The organism is Kitasatospora sp. P5_F3 (genome assembly GCF_054049135.1).
The window spans coordinates 46,479-64,990 of record NZ_JBFUMY010000018.1 but is presented as its reverse complement, the minus strand read 5'-3'; the positions used below and the strand labels follow the sequence as shown (position 1 = coordinate 64,990).

Below are 18,512 nucleotides of genomic sequence, written 5' to 3'. Positions count from 1 at the left end.
ATGTCGCGCCGGGTCGTCATCACGGGGCTCGGACCGTTGTCGGCGATCGGTGTGGGGGCCTCCGCTTTCGCGGACGGCCTCCGCGCCGGTCGGACCGAGATGGGACCGATCCGCAGCTTCGACGCCTCGGGTTTCCCGCACAACACCGCGGGTGAACTCCGGGACGTTCGTTCCAGTGACTATGTGAAGAACATTGATCCTGAGGAGTGGGGGCCGGCGAGCGTCGCGGCCGCCGCGGCAGCCCGGCTGGCCGTCGACGACGCCGGCCTCGACCGGGCCGAACTGCGCCGGGGCCGGGCCGGATCGGTGATGGGCACCACCGGTGGCGAGTCCCGGCTGCTCGAGGAGGTCTGCTCGACCTGGGTCAACGAGGGCTTCCCGGCCGTGAACGGTGACCGGGTGAAGCTGATCCCGGCCTACCGGCTGGCCGTGGCGGCCAACCGGGAGCTCGGTCTCAACGGCGAGGCCGTCACGATCTCCACCGCCTGCTCGGCGAGCAACTACTCGATCGGCTACGCCTACGACGCGATCCGGGCCGGCGACGCCGAGTACATGATCGCGGGCGGCGCCGAGGCGATGTGCATGTTCGCGGTGGCCGGCTTCTACCGGCTGGGTGCGATGGCCAAGGACGTCTGCTCCCCGTTCGACGCCGACCGGGGCGGCATCCTGATCGGCGAGGGCAGCTCCGCGCTGCTCCTGGAGACCCACGAGAACGCCAAGGCGCGCGGCGCGAAGATCTACGCCGAGATTCTGGGCTACGGCCTGAACTGCGACGCCAAGCACATGGTCTCCCCGAACGGCCCGGCGATCGCCGAGTGCATCCGGCGCGCGCACGCCAACGCGGGGATCAAGAAGGAGGAGGTCGACTACATCTGCGCCCACGGCACCGGCACGCCGTCCAACGACGTCGCCGAGACCGCCGCGGTCCGTGAGGTGTTCGGCGACAGCCCGCCCCCGATCAGCTCCATCAAGTCGATGATCGGCCACAGCATGGGCGCCGCCAGCGGCTTCGGGGCGATCGCCTCGGCGCTGGCCATCTCCGAGGGCTTCCTGCCGCCGACCATCAACCTGCGGAACCTGGACCCGAGGTTCGAGGGCCTGGACGTGGTGCCGAACGTGTCCCGTCCGGCCGACGTACGGATCGTCCAGAACAACGGCTTCGCGTTCGGCGGGAACAACGCGATCACCATGCTGGGGAGGGTGGAATGAGTACGCTCGCGATCACCGGCTGGGGAGTGCTCAGCCCGCTGGGCACCGGCGCCGACGAGTTCACCGCGGCCTGGCGGGACCGGCACTCCGGCCTGCGCAGCGTCGAGGGCATGTACGAGGACCCGCTGCCGTCCGACAAGGCCTGCGCCATCACGGACTTCAGCGTCCGCGAGCACCTCGGCCGCAAGGGCACCAGCTTCTTCGACCGCAGCACCTCGCTGGCGGTGGTGAGTTGCGGACTGGCCCTGGCCGACAGCGACCTCGACCTACCGGACGAGGAGCGCGGCGAGCTCGGTCTGATCCTCGGCCTGACCAACGGTGGGCCGCAGGCGATGAGCGAGTTCATCCGCGAGATGTACATCAACGACAAGCCCTACCTGGTCAATCCGCTGCTGTTCCCGTACGCGGTGATGAACGGCGCGGCCAGCGCCACCGCGATCTGGCACCAGCTGCGCGGGGTGAACGCGACCCTCTCCGGCGGGCAGATGGCGTTCCACACCGTGCTCAGGTACGCCCGGAACAAGATCCGCAACGGGTACGTCCGGGCCGCGATGGCCGGTGTGGTCGAGGAGTTCTCGCCGCACCGGGCCTGGGCCTCGCACCACACCCGGGGCGCGAGCGACACCCCGCGGGTGCCGCTCGGCGAGGGCGGCGCGTTCTTCACCGTGGAGTCGGCCGAGGCGGTGCGGGCCGAGGGCCGGCACCTGGACGGCGAGATCCTCGCGGTGGAGACCGGCCTGTACGGCGGCGACGGGGACGACCCCGCCGAGGGCCTGGCCGAACTGATCACCCGGGCCCTGGAGATCGCCGGTGCGGCTCCGTCCGACATCCGGCGGGTCGCGCCCTCGCTGGCCGGCAGCTCGCGCCGGGACGCGATCGAGCGGGCCGGGCTCGCGCAGGCCGGCATCGGCGGCGCGTCGGTCGAACTGCTGCCGGTGAAGGAGCTGTTGGGCGAGACGTACAGCGCGTCCGGCGGCCTGCAGCTGGCCGCGCTGCTGGCCGAGCACCGGGCCGAACCCGCACTGGACGGGCAGCTCTCGCTGCTCACCTCGGTCACCTCGGAGGGCCTGGTCGGCGCCGCGGTGGTCAGGGGGTGGAGTCGTGCGGGTGACGATCACCGGATATGACGTCGTCTCATGTCTGGGCGACGCGGAGCAGACCTTCGCGGCGCTGCTGAGCGGTGCGGTGGGAGTGTCGCCGCTCCGGCCGGACCGGGCCGACCCGGTCCGGTTCGGGGTGGCCAACGCCTACCAGATCGACCAGCAGGCCCAGCAGCTGCAGGCCTCGGGCTGGCTGGCCACGGCGATCGCCTCGGCGGTGCTCAGGGCCGGCCTCGACCCGGTCGCCAAGCGGACCGCCGTGGTGGTCGGCACCGGGCTGCGTGAGCTGCCCTCGGTGGAGCGCTGGCATGCCGACGACGCCGAACTGCGGCTGCACGAGCTGCACTTCGGAGCGGCGGTGCGCTCGGTGCTGCCGACGGCGACCGAGGTGGTGACGATCTCCAACGCCTGCTCGGCGGCGGGTTCGGCACTCGCCCTGGCCTGCGACCTGCTGGCGGCCGACGAGGCCGACGCGGTGGTGGTGGCCGGCTGCGACGGGATGACCCGCAGCATGCTGTCCATCGTGGGCCGGGGCAGCCCGGTGGCGACCGCAGCGGTCCGGCCGTTCGACCTGGACCGGGAGGGCGTGCTGCTCGGCGAGGGCGCGGCCGCCGTGGTGGTCGAGCGGGCCGGCTCGGCTGCCGAGCCGCTGGCCGTGGTGCGCGGGGTCGGACTCTCCTGCGACGCGTACCACGAGACCGCGCCGTCGCGGGCGGGCATCGTGGCCAGCATGCACGACGCCCACCGGCTGGCCGGGCTGACGCCCGATCAGATCGACCTGGTGCTCGCGCACGGCACCGGCACCGCGCTCAACGACCCGACCGAGGCCGGTGCGCTGGCCGAGGTGTTCGGGGACGCGCTGGAGCGGACCACCGTCACCGGGATCAAGGCCTCGGTGGGCCACACCTCGGGCTCGGCGTTCCTGATGAGCCTGATCGTCGCGATCCAGGCGCTGCGCCAGGGCACCGTGCCGCCGATCGCCGGTCTGCGCACCACCATCGACGAGGCGGCCGACCTGCGGCTGGTCCGTGGTGAGGCCGAGCCGATCGACGGCTCGATCGCCCAGGTCAACGCGTTCGGCTTCGGCGGCGTGAACGCGGTCGCGATCCTGGAGGTGGCCTCGTGATCGCCGTCACCGGATACGCGGTGCACGTGCCGGGAGCGAGCGCCGAGGACCTGCTCGGCGCGGTGGCCGACCCGGCCGGGATGTGGCCGGCCGACGAGGTCAAGCACGTGCTCGGCCGCAAGGGCCTGCTGTTCAAGGAGCCGGCCACCCGACTGGCGCTGTGCGCCGCCCAGCGTGCGCTCGGCCTGCCGGACGGCCCGGTCACCGGGCCGGTCCCGGGGGCCGACCGGACGGCCGTCGTGGTCAGCTCCAACCTCGGCAACGTGCACACCGTGACCGACATCGTCCGCCGGGTCCAGGCGGACTCGTTCAAGGAGGTCAGCCCGCTGGACACGCCGAACGCGTCCAGCAACGTGATCGCCAGCACGATCGCCATCAGGTTCGGCATCACCGGCCCGAACTTCATGCTCTGCAACGGTGCCACCTCCGGTCTGGACGCCGTCCGGCTCGGTGCCAGGCTGCTCCGGGCCGACCGCGCCGACCGGGTCCTGGTGGTGGGGGTGGAACCGGCGGACGAGACCGCCACCGCGCTGGCCGCCCGACGTGATCCGGCGGCGTTCGGCGGCCGGGAGCCCCGGCCGCTGCGGGAGGCCGCCGCCGCGGTGCTGCTCTCCCGGGCCGACCGGGGGGTGCTGATCGACGCCGCCGGGTCCGGCCAACCCCCGTCCGGGGAGGACGACTTGGCGCTGGTGGCCTACGGGCGGCCGTTGCCCGCCGAGGTCGTGGTCGATCTGACCGGACGCCTAGGCGAGACCTACGGTGCCCAGGGCGTGCTCCAAGTCGCCTGTGCCACCGCCTGGTTGACGAGCCGGGGGTACGGCACCGCGGTGCTGTCCGGCGGTGACGCGGTGGAAGGGCACGGCTGGCTGCGGCTGTCCGTACAGGGCGAGCGGTGAGCCGGCCGGTCTGGTCGCCGGTGGCCGAGAGTCACCTGCACGGTGAGCCGGTCGGCCTGCACAGCACCGGCACCGGACCGGCCATGCTGCTGCTGCACGGCCTGGAGGACAGCTGGACCAAGTGGACTCCGTTCGCCGCCGAGTTCGAGGGCCGGTTCCGCTGCTACGCCGCCGATCTGCCCTGGCGGACCGGCGGCACCTACGGCTGGCGGACCCGGCCCGGGCTCGGCGGCTGGGCGGAGGGTGCCGCGGACCTGGTGCCGGAGCCGGTCTCGGTGCTGGTGGCCCACTCGATGGGCGCCAACGCCGTACTGCAGTGGCTGGCCGGCGGGACGGCCCCGAAGGTGGACGCCCTGGTCCTGCTGGCGCCGCTGTTCCGGCCGCCCAGCCTGCCGGTCGGCTGGCGGATGTTCGAGCAGTCGCTGGCCGACTTCCGGGCCGTGATGACCGCCGGACTGCGCGCCAACCTCGGTACCAGGGCGGACACCCTGGAGCCGGAGATCTTCGACGTGATGGCGACCAAGATGATCGACAAGATCGGTCCGCTCGGTTTCCTCTGCCTCTTCGAGCACTACCTGAACACGGCGGCGCTGAACCTGTCGCACGTGACGATACCGACCTTGATCATCGGGAGCACCGACGACCCGGGGATCGCGGGAGAACGCGGCCTGGCGCTGCGCGACCGGTTGCCCGGCGCCGAACTGCACATGGACCCGAACCTCTCGCACTTCTGCCACGTGCAGCAGACCCGCGAGATCGCCGAGCTGATTCTCGGCTTCCTCGAACGCCATCCGACGACCAGTCGGTCCAGCAGAACGGAACAGTGATGACGGCAACGCACTTCTGGGAGCCGACCGGATTCGAGGGCCGCCCTCGGTACGACGGCGCCAACATCAACACCTTCATCGGCTTCAAGAACTTCATGACGCTGGCCGAGGAGTCGGTCCTGCAGCACTTCCGCGACCAGGGCTTCGGCCCGCAGCGGCTGTTCACCACCTACGGCCTGGGCCTGGAGGTGGTCGACAGCTCCACCCGCCTGATCAACACCCTGCACGCCGACGACCTGGTGCACGGCACGGTGGAGTCCACTCCGGTCAAGTCCGGCCAGGGCCTGACCTGCAAGGTCGACCTGGTCACCACCCGGGACGGGGTCGACGTGCCGGTGCTGGCCGGCCGGCTCAAGGTGGCGCTGGTGACCGAGGTGGACGGCGTCCCGGCCGAGCCCGTCCCGGCCGAGCTCCGGTCGCTGGTGGTTGCGGACGTCGCGGCGGCGGGCAAGGCCCGGCCGGTGCTCGAGGTGCCGGCCGGAGTGACCGCCGAGAAGGCGCTGGCCCCGGCGAACGGCTTCGTCTGGGACTGGGAGATCCCGTACTTCTACTGCCACTGGTACACCCGGCTGCAGAGCTCGGGCTACGTCCGGCTGCTGGAGGAGGCGACCGACCGCTACCTGGCCCACGCCGGGCTGCCGATCACCGGGCTGTTGGCCCAGCGGGACTGGATCCCGGTGGTCTCCAAGGCCCGGGTGCAGATGCACGGCGACGCCTACATGGGCGAGGTGCTGCACATCACCTACCGGGTGGACGACGTCATCAAGGACATCGTCTGGACCGCCACCATGGAGTGCCACGTGCGGCGGGGTGACCAGCTGGTCAACGTCGCCACCTGCACGATCATGCACGGCTACGTGCCGGCCCGCGGTCCCGAGGCGTTCGCCGGGATCGTCACCCTGGACGAGGCCACCCAGCGCGCACTGCTCGGCGGTGCCGCATGAGCCGCAAGCCCGCGAAGTTCTACTTCTCCTTCCACAGCCCCTACTCGTGGATGGCGGCCAAGCTGCTCGAGCAGCGGGTGCCGGACGCGCCGGAGCTGCTGGAGTACATCCCGTACTGCTTCCCGGACGAGCAGATGCTGGCCGACATGGACGCCCGTGGCGTCGAGGTGCACTACACCAACATGAGCAAGGCCAAGCACCTCTACATCCTCCAGGACACCAAGCGGCTGGCGGGCAGGTTCGGCTTCGACATGACCTGGCCGGTGGACGTCAACCCCTGGTGGGTGCTGCCGCACCACGCCTGGCTGTCGGCCAAGCGCACCGGTGACCAGCACAAGCTGTTCTGGACGCTGCTGGACGCCCGTTGGGAGCGTGGCGAGAACATCACCGACCGCGCGACCGTGATCCGGCTGCTGGACCAGGCCGGTCTGGACGGCAAGCACCTGGCCTCCGCGCCGGAGGACCAGGAGCTGCGCCGGGAGGGTGTGGACGGACTGGAGTCGGCGTACATGGACGACGCGTTCGGCGTGCCGTACTTCAAGATCGGCCCGCACCGGTTCTGGGGTCTGGACCGGCTGGACGACTTCGTCGCCGCCCTGGAGCTCAAGGTCGCCCAGCTCAAGGCGAAGGAGACCGGCCGGTGATCCCCGAGCCCGCCACCCGGGCGTCCACCGGGCTGGCCCGCCCGGTGCCGCTGGTACTCGACCTGGCCGAGGACCCGCTGGAGGGCATCCCGCCGGAGCTGTTCGACCTGGTCGGCAGCTACGACCTGGACACCCCCGGCGGCTGCGGCTAACCGCAGGTAGGACGAACCAGCCACTCTCTCAATGGAGTTGACCATGGCAGTACCCAAGGGGCGGCCCGGCCTCACCATGCTCGCGGCACTGCTCGGCCTGTTCGTCGTGCTGTTGGACGTCACGGTGGTGAACGTCGCCCTGCCGACCATCCGCGGTGAGCTGAACGCGTCGTTCACCGACCTGGAGTGGGTGGCCAACGCCTACCTGCTGGCGCTGGCGGTGCTGATCGTGACGGCCGGCCGGGTCGGGGACATCCTCGGCCATCGCCGGGTGTACGCGGGCGGGGTACTGCTCTTCCTGACCGGCTCGCTGCTCTGCGGCGCGGCGGACACCATGACGGTGCTTCATGCCGGGCGGGTGGTCCAGGGGTTGGGAGGCGCGGTGGTCGTGCCGCTGTCGCTGGCGGTGATCTACGCCGGGTTCGAGGGCCGCGCCCGCAGTCTGGGCATCATGCTCTGGGGCGCGGCCGGCGGTCTGGCCACCGCGCTCGGCCCGCTGATCGGCGGGCTGCTGGTCGACCACTTCGGCTGGCAGTGGATCTTCCTGATCAACCTGCCGCTCGGCGTGCTGGTGGTGATCGCCGCCCTGCTGGGTATCGGGGACAGCGGCCGGCCGGCGTCGGCCGGCCGGGTCTCCTTCGACCTGCCGGGGCTGGTCACGGCCGGTGCGACGCTGCTCTGCCTGAATCTCGCGCTGATCAACGGGCCGCACTGGGGCTGGAGTTCGGGCGGTGTGCTGGCACTGTTCGGCGGCGCGCTGCTCGGCCTGGCGCTGTTCGTCCTGGTCGAGCGCCGGGCCGTGAACCCGATCGTGAACCTGTCCTGGCTGCGCCGGCCGTCCTTCGGCGGCAGCGTGCTGGCCGGTCTGCTGCTCGGCACCGGAATGTTCTCGATCATCTTCTACCTGTCCATCTACCTCCAGAACGGTCTGGGCTTCAGCGCCCAGCAGACCGGGCTCCGGCTGTTGCCGATGACCCTGGTGCTGATCCTGGGCGCACCGCTGGGCGGCCGGCTGGCCACCCTGCTCGGCGCGCGCAACGTCCTGGCGGGCACCTTCGTCCTGATGGCGGTCGGCATCGCGCTGCTCGCCCGGCTCGACCCGCAGGGCGACCGCGACTCCTGGACCACCCTGCTGCCCGGCATGCTGATCACCGGACTCTGCCTGGGCGCGGTGATGCCGATCATCAGCGAACTGACGGTCGCCGCCGGGCCGCAGGACCAGATCGGGGTGGTGTCGAGCGTTGGCGCGATGTTCCGCCAGGTCGGCAACTCCGTTGGCATCGCGGTCATGGGAGCACTGCTCACCGCCCGGATCAATGACGTTTCGGGCGGTCTGACGGGTGATCAGGCGAACAGTAACCAGGTAACCCGCCTGCACCAGGAAGCGATCTCATACGGTGTTCGAGACATGGCCTGGTTTGCCGCCGCAGTGACGCTCGCCGCAGCCCTCGTGGTGCTGCTGTCGATCCGGGGCCGGCCGACCGAGGCCGAGGAACGGGCGCTCCCGACGGAGCGTCCCGTCATGGCAGGAGGCCACTGATGGCCGAGATCGTCTGGCACTTCCACATGAAGCACGACAAGGTCATCGCCGCTCCGCCGGAGTTGGTCTGGCAGGCGATGTTCGAGGTGAAGCTCTCCGACCTGCTGGTGGTGCAGGCGCTGATCTTCGCCCGCGGCGTACCGGCCCGGCTGACCGGACGTCAGTTCAAGGCCTCGGAGGGGCTGACCCTGTTCGAGGGCGTCAAGGAGCGGTTCGCGATCGTCACCAACGACGAGCCCCGGAAGCTGGAGATCGGGCGGATCGCCCAGTTCTGGCAGCCGGTCCCCAAGGACGGCCCGGTGGCCAAGGACTACGAGGACTTCGTCGCCTTCAACGAGCCGGGCTACGCCAAGGCCCTGATGTCCTTCGAGTTCCAACCCGAAGGTGCCGGCACCCGCATGATCACCACCACCAAGGTCGCCGCCACCGACGAGCAGGCCAGGCGCAAGTTCGCCGCGTACTGGCTGGTGATCCGGCTCGGAGCCGGAGCGATCCGCCGCGCCATGCTGTCCGCCGCCGAGCGGCGGGCCCTCGCGCTCGCGGCCAAGGCAACCTAGGAGGAGTTACCGACATGCCATTCGCGTCCCCCGAATTCGAGGCCCAGTGGGCACCGCTCGTCCAGAGCACGGTCAACGGGTACGAAGTCCGGGTCATGCACCATCAGTTGTCCGCCTACACGGACACTCCGGTCCTGCTCATGATGCACGGCCTCGAGGAGGTCTGGCAGGTCTGGCTGCCGATGGCCGAGCGGATGCTCGGCCGGTTCCGGATCTTCGCGGTGGACCTGCCCTGGCGGGCGCACAACGACTACGGCTGGTCGGAGACGCTGCTGCCGTCGCAGTGGCTGACCGAGGTGATGGACATCCTGCCGGTGGTGCCGGACGCGATCGTGGGGCACTCCTTCGGGTCGAACGCCACCCTGGAGTACCTCGCCAAACCTGGTGCAGCGCCGGTCAGTTCGGCGATCCTCACCTCTCCGGCCTACCGGCCGACCACCCAGGGCCTGACCTGGAAGATGATGAACGACTCGCTGGCCAGCTTCAAGGAGATCCTGACGGCCGGTCTGCGGGTGCGGGCGGAGAAGGAGTACGACCCCGAGATCTTCGACCGGATGGTCGACAAGATCTCCGAGCGGGTCGGGCCGAACGGGTTCGTCAACCTGTTCCGGCTGTTCGCGCACAGCCCGTTCGTCCGGCTGGAGAACATCGCCTGCCCGACCCTGGTGATCGGTGGCAAGCAGGACCCCACCGCCACCGCCACCGGGGTGCAGGCCCTGGCGGCGGGCCTGCCCGCCGGGTCGCTCGAACTGCTCGACCCCTTCGACCACTTCTGCGAGGTCGAGCAGGCTGACGAGGTGTCAGCGCTGACCGCCGCCCACGTGCTGGCGCACGCCCGGCCCCGGCAGTTCGCCGCGCCGGCGAGCCCCAACCCCCGGCGCAGCGGCCTGTTCGTGCCGGCCGCGGCGGCGCCCACGCCCCGGGCGGTCACCACTCCTGCGGTGTGGACCCCCGAACCCCAACCGGAACCCGAGAGAGAAGAAGAGGCACCCGTGGAGATCAAGGTCGGCCAGCAGGCCCCCGAGTTCACCCTGAACAGCCACCAGGGGGAGCGGATCACCCTGTCGTCGTTCCGCGGCGAGAAGAGCGTCCTGCTGGTGTTCTTCCCGTTCGCCTTCAGCGGTGTGTGCACCGGTGAGCTGTGCAGCGTGCGTGACGACCTGTCGCGTTTCGAGAACGAGGACGTCCAGGTGCTGGCGATCAGCACCGACCCGGTGTTCAGCCTGATCGCCTGGGCGGAGAAGGAGGGCTACAAGTTCCCGCTGCTCTCCGACTTCTGGCCGCACGGCGCGACCGCCCAGGCCTACGGCGTGTTCGAGGAGAACTTCGGCATAGCCACCCGTGGCACCTTCCTGATCGACCGGGAGGGCGTGGTCCGTTTCGCCGAGGTGAACGGGCCGAGCGAGGCACGGGACCAGACCGGGTGGCTGAAGGCCATCGAAGAACTCTAGGGGGATCCCGTGTCTCAGCAGTCAGTGACTGTCCGGGCGGCGCGTTGGAGCGCCGCCCACCCGTGGCGTGCGATCGGCATCTGGCTGGCCTGCATCGTGCTCAGCCTGCTGGCCGGCGGCGCCGCCGGCCTGAAGACCTGGAGCATGGACGACACCGCCAGTGGCGAGGTCGCCCGGGCCATCCAGATCCAGAAGGACGGCAACTTCGGTGATCAGGCGAAGGAGAACGTCCTGATCACCGCACGCTCCGGCACGCTGGACATCGCCCGGGCCAACGAGGCGGCCCGCGACGTCAGCGCACGGATGACCGGCCTGGCCGACGTCCAGGACGTGACCGCCCCGGCGGTCTCGCCGAAGAAGGACGCGGTGCTGGTCCCGGTGACCATGCGCAGCAAGCCGGACCAGAAGATCGCCCGGGACAAGGTCGGCCCGCTGCTGGCCGCCACCTCGGCCACCCAGGGCGCCTTCCCTGACCTGAGGGTCGAGCAGTTCGGTCCCGGCTCGCTGGGCAAGGGCCTGGAGGAGACGGTCGGCAAGGACTTCGGTCTGGTCGAGAAGCTGAGCCTGCCGATCACCTACCTGATCCTGCTGGTCACCTTCGGCTCGTTGCTGGCGGCCGCGGTGCCGCTGATGCTCTCGCTGACCGCGATCTTCGGCGCGATCGGCCTGACCATGCTGGTGTCGAACGTGAGCCCCGGCGGTGAGAACGACTTCAGCCTGATCATGCTGGTCGGCCTGGCGGTCGGTGTCGACTACTCGATGTTCTACGTCCGCCGCGAGCGCGAGGAGCGGGCCAGAGGGCGCGGCCACATCGACGCGATCGAGATCGCGGCACAGACCTCCGGCCATGCCGTGGTGGTCTCGGGCATCTCCGTGGTGGTCGCGATGGCCGGCATGTACCTGGGCGGCGACCAGGTCTGGATCGCCTTCGCCAACGCCACCATCCTGGTGGTGGCGGTCTCGGTGATCGGTTCACTGACCGTGCTGCCCGCGCTGCTCGCCAAGATCGGGCACCGGATCGACCGGCCGCGCGTCCCGCTGCTCTGGAAGCTGTCCCAACGACCCGACCAGACCTCGAAGTTCTGGTCGGCGGTGCTGCGTCCGTCCAAGAAGTGGCCGGCCGTCACGCTGCTGGCCTCGACCGGTCTGGCCGCGCTGATCGCGCTGCCCGGCTTCGGGATGCACCTGACCACCGGAGGCGAGGAGGCACTCAGCCGGGACGTCCCGGCGGTGGCCACCATGGACCGGTTGAACGCCGCCTTCCCCAGCACCGGCGGGGTCGGGCACCTGGTCGCGGTCAAGGCCGGTCCCGAGCAGGCCGCCGACGTGCGGCGGGCGTTGGACGACCTGGTGACCAGGGCCGGCAACGACCGGCTGTTCGTCAAGGACGCCCGCCGGCCCGAGGTCCGCGAGTCGGCGGACCGGACCGTGCACACGATGATGCTGGCGGTGCCGTTCAAGTCGGACTCCGACGACGCCCGGGCCTCGCTGGCCCGGCTGCGCACCGACCTGCTGCCCGCCACCGTGGGCACGGTCTCCGGTGCGGAGGTCGCGGTCGGCGGCCGGGTGGCGGGCGAGAACGACTGGCTGGACCGGATGAACTCCCGGCTGCCGCTGGTGATCGGCTTCGTCCTGCTGTTCACCCTGCTGGTGATGATCGTGACCTTCCGGTCGGTGGTGCTGGGTGTGCTGTCGATCCTGCTGAACCTGCTGTCGGTCGGTGCGGCCTTCGGCGTGCTGGTGCTGGTGTTCCAGAACACCTGGGCGGAGAGCCTGTTGGGCTTCCACTCGGTCGGCGGGATCATGGGCTGGCTGCCGCTGTTCCTGTTCGTGATCCTGTTCGGGCTCTCGATGGACTACCACGTCTTCGTGGTCAGCCGGATCAGGGAGGCCGTGCTGCGCGGGGTGCCGACCCGGCAGGCCGTCGCGGAGGGCATCACCTCCTCGGCGGGGGTGGTGAGCAGCGCCGCGATCGTGATGGTGGTGGTGTTCGCCCTGTTCGCCACGGTGTCCGACCTGGGCTTCAAACAGATGGGTGTCGGGCTGGCCGCGGCGATCTTCCTCGACGCCACCCTGATCCGGGCCCTGGTGCTGCCGTCGGCGATGTCGCTGCTCGGCAAGTGGACCTGGTGGGCGCCCGCCTTCATGCGGGGCCCACCCATGGACGGCGCCCCGGCGCTGTCGGTGGGTCAGTGGGCGGACGTCTCCTGTTCGTGCAGGCAGAGTGCGGCCGAGGCCGCGGCCCTGACCCCGGCCTGGAACCGGGTGGTGGCGCCGAGCCTGCGCATGATGTCGGCGACACAGCGCCGGTAGGTACGGACCGAGAGGTTCAGCGCGCGGGCCGCCGCGTCGTCGGCGAGCCCCGCACTCAGCGGCTGGAGCACCGCGCGGGTCTGTCTGCACTCACGGTGCCGACACGCCTCGCGCTGGGGATCCGTCGGCCGGGCCAGCGCCCAGCCGGCCGCGAACAGTGCCTGCAGGGCGTGCAGGACCGAGGGCAGCTCGATCTGCGACACCTGGCCCGCGTGCCGGACCAGCGCGAACCGCTGATCGACGATCAGCAGTTCGGGGAAGAGCCCGTGCACCGCCCGGACCTGTGGCCCGTCCCGTCCGGCGGTCCTGGCCGGGCCGCCCTCGTCGGCTGCCGGGGCCGGGCCACGGGTCGCGTACAGCAGTTGGCCCTGCACCCCGGTGCCGCCCCGCACCACCTGGGCGACCACCTCGGGCAGTCCGTCGAGCAGGACCCGTTCGCTGCGCAGGGCGGGTACCAGGCAGACGATCTGGTGCTCGGCCCGCAGGGCCAGCCGGACCGCGCTGTCACGGGCGTCCGTGATCTCCCCGGGCAGGTCGGCCGACAGCCGGTGCCGGTCCATCGCGGCATCGATGAGCAGGCGTGCGTCGGCGAGCATCTGCTCGACCTGGCCGCCGGCCGCCCCCACGGGCATGACACGAGCGTCGGAGGTGACGCTGGGCGAGTACATGCTTCGCTCCTCTCACTTCGTCCTACGTGGAGGTAGATCCGCAGCACTCGCGTTCGGATACAGCGAGCTTCGCCCGAGTCGCAGTGGCGAGCGTCACTCCGCCGGGGCCGGGGCGGTCAACTCCCCGGGCAGCGACTCCGCGTGTACGACCGTCAGCCCGGAGACCGCCCGGGTGAGGGCGACGTAGAGGCGGCGCAGGCCGGTCCGTCGGTCGGGCTCGCCGGCCACCACGGCGGCCGGCTCGTCCAGGACCACGTAGTCGTACTCGAGGCCCTTGGCGAGCGAGGCGGGCACCAGGGTGAGGCGGGCGTCGGCGCTGGTCTCGGTGCCGGGTTCGAGGAAGGGCAGCCCGGCTGCGGTGAGCGCCACGCCCAGCGCGGGAATCCGGGCGTCCGCGGCGATCAGGCCGGTGGAACCCTCGCGCTCCAGGGCGCTGCGGCAGGCCGCGACCAGGGCCGAATCCCGTACCTCGGCCTCGACCTGACGGAGGCTCAGCGATCCCGGGGTGTCACGGACCGAGGTGGCCGGCGCCAGCCCGGGAGCGATCGCGGGCAGCAGCCGGGAGGCGTACGCGATCACCTCCTCAGGGACCCGGAAGCCCTTGGTCAGCTCCTCGATGTGGGCGGCCGGCTTGCCGAGGTGGTGCAGGGCCTCGGCCCAACTACCGGTCGCCCAGGGGGTGGTGCCCTGCGCGAGGTCGCCCAGCACGGTGGCGGAGCCGGTGCTGCAGCGCCGTCCGACGGCCCGGTACTGCATCGGCGAGAGGTCCTGCGCCTCGTCCAGTACGACGTGGCCGAGCGAGGCGGTGCGCTGCACCAGGTCGGCGGTCTCGTCGACCAGGACGGCGTCGGCGGCGGTCCACGGCGCGGTCTTCGCCGAACGTCCTGGCCTGGCCCAGCGGATGGTGGCCTGCTCGTCCTCGGTCAGGATGCCGTCCGCGCAACTCGCCAGGAACTCGGCGTCGGTGAGCAGCCGGTGCACCAGCTTGGCCGGGTCGACCGGCGGCCAGCACTGCTTCACCAGGGCCTTGACCTGCGGGTTGCGGGCCATCGCGTCCTGCACCCGGTCGTCGGGGGCCTCGCCGCCCTGCTCCATCTTCAGCAGGAGCGCGTGCGACAGCCGCTGCGGCAGCGCGTCGCCCGCCGCGCCGTAGCGGATCTCCCGACCGCGCATCTCCTCGAAGATCTCGACGAGTTCGTACACCGGGAGGCGCCAGCGGCGGGAGCCGCGGACCGCCACCAGCGGCTCGGTCGGCAGACTGATGCCGGACCGGACGGCGCGCCGCAGCACCTCGGCCATCCGGGCGTCGCCCTTCAGCCCGGCTGCCTCGGACGGGTCCTCGGCGCGGATCTCGACGTGCTTGACCAGCTCCTGCACGGTCGCCTGGGCGACGTCCAACTCGCCCAGGGCGGGCAGGACTTGTTCGATGTAGTGCAGGAAGGAGCGGTTCGGCCCGACCACCAGGGTGCCGGACTTGGCGAGCCGGTCGCGGTGGGCGTAGAGCAGGTACGCGACCCGGTGCAGGCCGACGGCGGTCTTGCCGGTGCCGGGGGCACCCTGGACACAGACGGTGCCGCCGATCTCGGCCCGGACGATCTCGTCCTGCTCGGGCTGGATGGTGGCCACGATGTCCCGCATCGGGCCGACGCGGGGCTTCTCGATCTCGGCGGCGAGCAGGGCGGAGGCGCCCTCTGTCTCCGCCGGGTCGCTCAGGTGCTCGTCCTCGTACGCGGTCAACTCGCCGCCGGTGTACCCGAACCGGCGCCGCCGGTCGACGTCCAGCGGCTCCGTCCGGCTGGCCCGGTAGAACGGCTGCGAGACCGGTGCCCGCCAGTCGATCACCATCGGGTCGCCGGTGGCGTCGTGCACGTGCCGCCGCCCGATGTAGAACTGCTCCCCGCCACCGCCCTCGGCCTTGTCCTCGCTGATCGCGTGCAGGTAGTCCAGCCGGCCGAAGAACAGCGGCGTGTGCGCCAGGTCGGCGAGGGCGGCGATCCGGCTGGTGATCTGGTTCTGCAGCACGGCGGCGGAGACCCAGGTGCCGGTCACGTCGCGCAGGTCGAGCGACTCGACGTCCGCGCGCATCGCGCGCAGCGCGTCCCGGGAGGCGGCGAGGTGGTCGCGCTCGCGCTGGAGCAGCGGGTCGACGGGCAGCGGGTCAACAGGGGCGGGGGAGTGCACAGCGAACCTTCCCGGCCACCCGGTCCGGGCGGCGGTCTCGTCATTAGCTCACGGTGAAAACCGCCCGGTTACCGACCGGACGGGCTCCCACGGCTGCCAGGACGGCACCACGCTTCGGGAGGGGGCAAGACCGGAAATCCTAGACCTGCCCCCACCCGCGACGCGAATCATTTACCCCGGGCTACAGCACGTCGTCCGCGTCGATGATCCGGTAGGCGTAGCCCTGCTCGGCCAGGAAGCGCTGCCGGTGGGCGGCGAAGTCCTGGTCCACGGTGTCCCGGGCCACCACCGAGTAGAAGTGCGCGGAGTGCCCGTCCGCTTTCGGGCGGAGCACCCGCCCCAGCCGCTGGGCCTCCTCCTGCCGGGAGCCGAAGGTGCCGGAGACCTGGATGGCCACCGTCGCCTCCGGCAGGTCGATGGAGAAGTTGGCTACCTTGGAGACCACCAGCACGCTGATCTCCTTGGTGCGGAACGCCTCGAACAGCTTCTCCCGCTGCGCGTTGCTGGTCTCGCCCTTGATCACCGGCGCGTTCAGCACCTCGCCCAGCTCGTCCAGCTGGTCGATGTACTGACCGATGATCAGGGTCTGGTCCTTCTCGTGCTTCTTGACCAGCGCCTCCACCACCCGCCGCTTGGTCGCGGTGGTGGCGCAGTACCGGTAGCGCTCCTCCGGCTCGGCGGTGGCGTAGGTCAGCCGCTCCGAGTCGGTCAGCGTGACCCGGACCTCGCAGCAGTCGGCCGGCGCGATGTAGCCCTGCGCCTCGATCTCCTTCCACGGCGCGTCGAACCGCTTGGGCCCGATCAGCGAGAAGACGTCACCCTCCCGGCCGTCCTCGCGGACCAGCGTCGCGGTCAGCCCGAGCCGCCGCCTGGCCTGCAGGTCGGCGGTGAACTTGAACACCGGCGCGGGCAGCAGGTGCACCTCGTCGTAGACCACCAGGCCCCAGTTCCGCGCGTCGAACAGCTCCAGGTGCGCGTAGCTGCCCTTCCGCTTGGTCGTCATCACCTGGTAGGTGGCGATGGTGACCGGGCGGATCTCCTTCCTGGTCCCGCTGTACTCGCCGATCTCGTCCTCGGTCAGCGAGGTCCGCTTCACCAGCTCGTGCTTCCACTGCCGGGCCGAGACGGTGTTGGTCACCAGGATCAGCGTGGTCGACTTGGCCTCCGCCATCGCGGCCGCGCCGACCAGCGTCTTGCCTGCCCCACAGGGCAGCACCACGACACCGCTGCCGCCGTGCCAGAAGCCCTCCACGGCCTGCTGCTGGTACGGCCGGAGCGTCCAGCCGTCCTGCTCCAGCTCGATCGGGTGCGCCTCGCCGTCCACGTACCCGGCGTAGTCCTCGGCCGGCCAGCCGAGCTTGAGCAGCACCTGCTTGATCTGACCGCGCTCCGAGGGGTGCACGATCACGGTGTCCGGGTCGAGCCGGGCGCCCACCAGCGGGGCGACCTTCCTCGACTTCAGCACCTCCTCCAGCACCGGCCGGTCGGTGGTGCTCAGCACCAGCCCATGCACCGGGTGCTTGGACAGCTGCAGCCGCCCGTACCGGCCCATGGTGTCGGCGATGTCCACCAGCAGCGCATGCGGCACCGGGTAGCGCGAGTACGTCACCAGAGCGTCCACCACCTGCTCGGCGTCGTGCCCGGCCGCCCGGGCGTTCCACAGCCCGAGCGGGGTCACCCGGTAGGTGTGGACGTGCTCGGGCGCCCGCTCCAGCTCTGCGAACGGCGCGATCGCACGGCGGCATTCGGCTGCCTTGGGGTGGTCGATCTCCAGCAGCAGGGTCTTGTCGCTCTGGACGATCAGCGGTCCGTCGTTCACGCGGGGAGTCCTCCGGTTGTCAGGTCGCAGACTTTCCAGTGTCCCGCACTCGGGTGGTTATGGGTGACCTGCCCGGGAAGTGCTCGTTAGAGCAGGGCATGAAGATGCCGAATCGTCTGCTCGCCGCGGTCGCGCTGTCCGGTGCCGCGCTGGCCGCCGCCGCTGTGCCCGCCCATGCGGCCAAGACCGCCGGGATGCCCGACCTGAAGAACGCCGGCGGGGTGTTCGGGCTGGTCGCGTTCACCGGCACCGAACTGCTCACCGGGGTCGACCCGACGCCGCCGGACCCGGAGGTGCTGATGGAGCAGGCCAAGCAGCAGCAGGCCGAGCAGGCCGCCAAGGAGAAGAAGCAGTAGCGCTTCAGACCAGCCAGACGTAGGCGGCGAACCGGCCGGTGACCTGCTCCCGGCGGTGCGAGAAGAAGTTCTCGTCCTCCATGGTGCAGCGGTCGTCGTGCCGGATCTCGCCGACCCCGGCCCTGGTCAGCTGGGCGGTGATGCCGGCCCGGACATCCAGGGCCGGCGTGCCCTGCCGGGTGGTGGCCCAGAGCTCGGGGAGCTGTTCGCAGGCTTCCGCCCGCATCTGCTCGGGCACCTCGTAGCAGCGGCCGCAGGCCAGTGGGCCGACCAGGGCGACCAGGTCGGCCGGGTCACTGCCGCGCGCGGTCAGCGCCGCGACCAGTGCCGTGGCCATCCCGGCGACCGTACCGGCCCGGCCGGAGTGCGCGGCGCCGACCAGCCGCCGGACCGGGTCGCCGATCAGCACCGGGGCGCAGTCGGCGGCCAGCGCCACCAGGCCGAGGCCGGGGCGGTCGGTGACGATGCCGTCCAGCGGCGGTGCGGTGCCCGGGTCGTACGGCTCGGTCACGTACGCGACCTCGGTGCCGTGCACCTGACGCATCATCACCACCCGGGCCGGGTCCAGGCCCAGCTCCAGCGCGGTGAGTTCGCGGTTGCGGCGGACGTTCGCGGGGTCGTCGTCGGTCCGCCCGCCGAGGTTGCGCGAGTCGAACGGGGCCTGGCTGACCCCGCCGTGACGGTCCATGACGGCGTACCGGATACCGGCTGCGAGCTCCATGCTCTTGA

General features: G+C 71.1%; 16 protein-coding genes and 1 pseudogene. 14 read left to right on the top strand and 3 right to left on the bottom strand.

Translation table 11 applies throughout. The features are described 5' to 3' along the window. The 13 genes and pseudogenes from ACXJMZ_RS14310 to ACXJMZ_RS14250 all read left to right on the top strand — a co-directional run bounded on the left by ACXJMZ_RS14310 (position 1) and on the right by ACXJMZ_RS14250 (position 12,759). Positions 1-1,209, top strand: coding sequence for a beta-ketoacyl-[acyl-carrier-protein] synthase family protein (locus tag ACXJMZ_RS14310; RefSeq protein WP_457030400.1), 1,209 nt, complete (start codon positions 1-3; stop codon positions 1,207-1,209). Beyond that, on the top strand, positions 1,206-2,336 hold the full coding sequence (locus tag ACXJMZ_RS14305) for a beta-ketoacyl synthase N-terminal-like domain-containing protein (RefSeq protein WP_457030399.1): 1,131 nt from the start codon (positions 1,206-1,208) through the stop codon (positions 2,334-2,336). Before ACXJMZ_RS14310 ends, ACXJMZ_RS14305 begins: the two co-directional genes overlap by 4 nt. Continuing rightward, positions 2,317-3,435 (top strand): beta-ketoacyl synthase N-terminal-like domain-containing protein, encoded by a 1,119-nt coding sequence (locus ACXJMZ_RS14300; protein WP_457030398.1) that lies wholly within the window; start codon positions 2,317-2,319, stop codon positions 3,433-3,435. Before ACXJMZ_RS14305 ends, ACXJMZ_RS14300 begins: the two co-directional genes overlap by 20 nt. Then, a complete protein-coding gene (locus tag ACXJMZ_RS14295; protein ID WP_457030397.1) occupies positions 3,432-4,331 on the top strand; it encodes a beta-ketoacyl synthase N-terminal-like domain-containing protein in 900 nt (299 codons plus the stop codon). The genes ACXJMZ_RS14300 and ACXJMZ_RS14295 overlap by 4 nt, the downstream gene beginning before the upstream one ends. Then, positions 4,328-5,158, top strand: a complete 831-nt coding sequence (locus ACXJMZ_RS14290) for an alpha/beta fold hydrolase (RefSeq protein ID WP_457030396.1) — start codon at positions 4,328-4,330, stop codon at positions 5,156-5,158. Before ACXJMZ_RS14295 ends, ACXJMZ_RS14290 begins: the two co-directional genes overlap by 4 nt. Then, positions 5,158-6,102, top strand: a complete 945-nt coding sequence (locus ACXJMZ_RS14285) for a thioesterase family protein (RefSeq protein ID WP_457030395.1) — start codon at positions 5,158-5,160, stop codon at positions 6,100-6,102. Before ACXJMZ_RS14290 ends, ACXJMZ_RS14285 begins: the two co-directional genes overlap by 1 nt. Beyond that, positions 6,099-6,746 (top strand): DsbA family protein, encoded by a 648-nt coding sequence (locus tag ACXJMZ_RS14280; RefSeq protein ID WP_457030394.1) that lies wholly within the window; start codon positions 6,099-6,101, stop codon positions 6,744-6,746. The genes ACXJMZ_RS14285 and ACXJMZ_RS14280 overlap by 4 nt, the downstream gene beginning before the upstream one ends. Next, on the top strand, positions 6,743-6,898 hold the full coding sequence (locus tag ACXJMZ_RS14275; protein ID WP_457030393.1) for a hypothetical protein: 156 nt from the start codon (positions 6,743-6,745) through the stop codon (positions 6,896-6,898). Before ACXJMZ_RS14280 ends, ACXJMZ_RS14275 begins: the two co-directional genes overlap by 4 nt. A 43-nt stretch (positions 6,899-6,941) precedes the next feature. Further along, complete coding sequence (locus ACXJMZ_RS14270) at positions 6,942-8,438, top strand: MFS transporter (RefSeq protein WP_457030392.1); 1,497 nt, start codon at positions 6,942-6,944, stop codon at positions 8,436-8,438. Next, positions 8,438-8,995: a hypothetical protein gene (locus ACXJMZ_RS14265; protein WP_457030391.1), complete on the top strand. Its 558-nt coding sequence runs from the start codon at positions 8,438-8,440 to the stop codon at positions 8,993-8,995. The genes ACXJMZ_RS14270 and ACXJMZ_RS14265 overlap by 1 nt, the downstream gene beginning before the upstream one ends. Positions 8,996-9,009: 14 nt before the next feature. Continuing rightward, positions 9,010-9,432 (top strand): annotated as a pseudogene (locus ACXJMZ_RS14260) (alpha/beta fold hydrolase); the annotation flags it as partial. A gap of 555 nt (positions 9,433-9,987) precedes the next feature. Then, complete coding sequence (locus ACXJMZ_RS14255) at positions 9,988-10,446, top strand: peroxiredoxin (RefSeq protein WP_457030491.1); 459 nt, start codon at positions 9,988-9,990, stop codon at positions 10,444-10,446. A gap of 9 nt (positions 10,447-10,455) precedes the next feature. Then, positions 10,456-12,759, top strand: a complete 2,304-nt coding sequence (locus ACXJMZ_RS14250; protein ID WP_457030390.1) for an MMPL family transporter — start codon at positions 10,456-10,458, stop codon at positions 12,757-12,759. Positions 12,760-13,520: 761 nt separating this feature from the next. On the opposite strand, the gene ACXJMZ_RS14245 is transcribed toward ACXJMZ_RS14250, so the two are convergent. Together ACXJMZ_RS14245 and ACXJMZ_RS14240 are read right to left on the bottom strand one after the other, a co-directional pair. Next, entirely contained in the window at positions 13,521-15,608 is a 2,088-nt protein-coding gene (locus ACXJMZ_RS14245) for a HelD family protein (protein WP_457030389.1), read from the bottom strand. Between the two features lie 181 nt (positions 15,609-15,789). After that, positions 15,790-17,427 carry a DNA repair helicase XPB gene (locus ACXJMZ_RS14240; protein ID WP_457030388.1) on the bottom strand — a complete coding sequence of 546 codons (1,638 nt, stop codon included), beginning with the start codon at positions 17,425-17,427 and terminating at the stop codon, positions 15,790-15,792. Positions 17,428-17,531: 104 nt separating this feature from the next. Between ACXJMZ_RS14240 and ACXJMZ_RS14235 the strand changes: the two genes are divergently transcribed. After that, entirely contained in the window at positions 17,532-17,783 is a 252-nt protein-coding gene (locus ACXJMZ_RS14235; protein WP_157531338.1) for a hypothetical protein, read from the top strand. Between the two features lie 4 nt (positions 17,784-17,787). Here ACXJMZ_RS14235 and pgeF read toward each other — a convergent pair whose 3' ends face one another. Then, entirely contained in the window at positions 17,788-18,504 is a 717-nt protein-coding gene (gene pgeF / locus ACXJMZ_RS14230) for a peptidoglycan editing factor PgeF (protein ID WP_457030387.1), read from the bottom strand. Positions 18,505-18,512 lie beyond the last annotated feature (8 nt).

Excerpts from the sequence above, each read along its gene's own strand:
- ACXJMZ_RS14265 (WP_457030391.1), top strand. The coding sequence starts at position 8,438 with ATGGCCGAGATCGTCTGGCACTTCCACATGAAGCACGACAAGGTCATC.
- ACXJMZ_RS14305 (WP_457030399.1), top strand. The coding sequence starts at position 1,206 with ATGAGTACGCTCGCGATCACCGGCTGGGGAGTGCTCAGCCCGCTGGGC.
- ACXJMZ_RS14280 (WP_457030394.1), top strand. The coding sequence starts at position 6,099 with ATGAGCCGCAAGCCCGCGAAGTTCTACTTCTCCTTCCACAGCCCCTAC.
- ACXJMZ_RS14270 (WP_457030392.1), top strand. The coding sequence starts at position 6,942 with ATGGCAGTACCCAAGGGGCGGCCCGGCCTCACCATGCTCGCGGCACTG.
- ACXJMZ_RS14310 (WP_457030400.1), top strand. The coding sequence starts at position 1 with ATGTCGCGCCGGGTCGTCATCACGGGGCTCGGACCGTTGTCGGCGATC.
- ACXJMZ_RS14235 (WP_157531338.1), top strand. The coding sequence starts at position 17,532 with ATGCCGAATCGTCTGCTCGCCGCGGTCGCGCTGTCCGGTGCCGCGCTG.
- ACXJMZ_RS14285 (WP_457030395.1), top strand. The coding sequence starts at position 5,158 with ATGACGGCAACGCACTTCTGGGAGCCGACCGGATTCGAGGGCCGCCCT.
- pgeF (WP_457030387.1), bottom strand. The coding sequence starts at position 18,504 with ATGGAGCTCGCAGCCGGTATCCGGTACGCCGTCATGGACCGTCACGGC.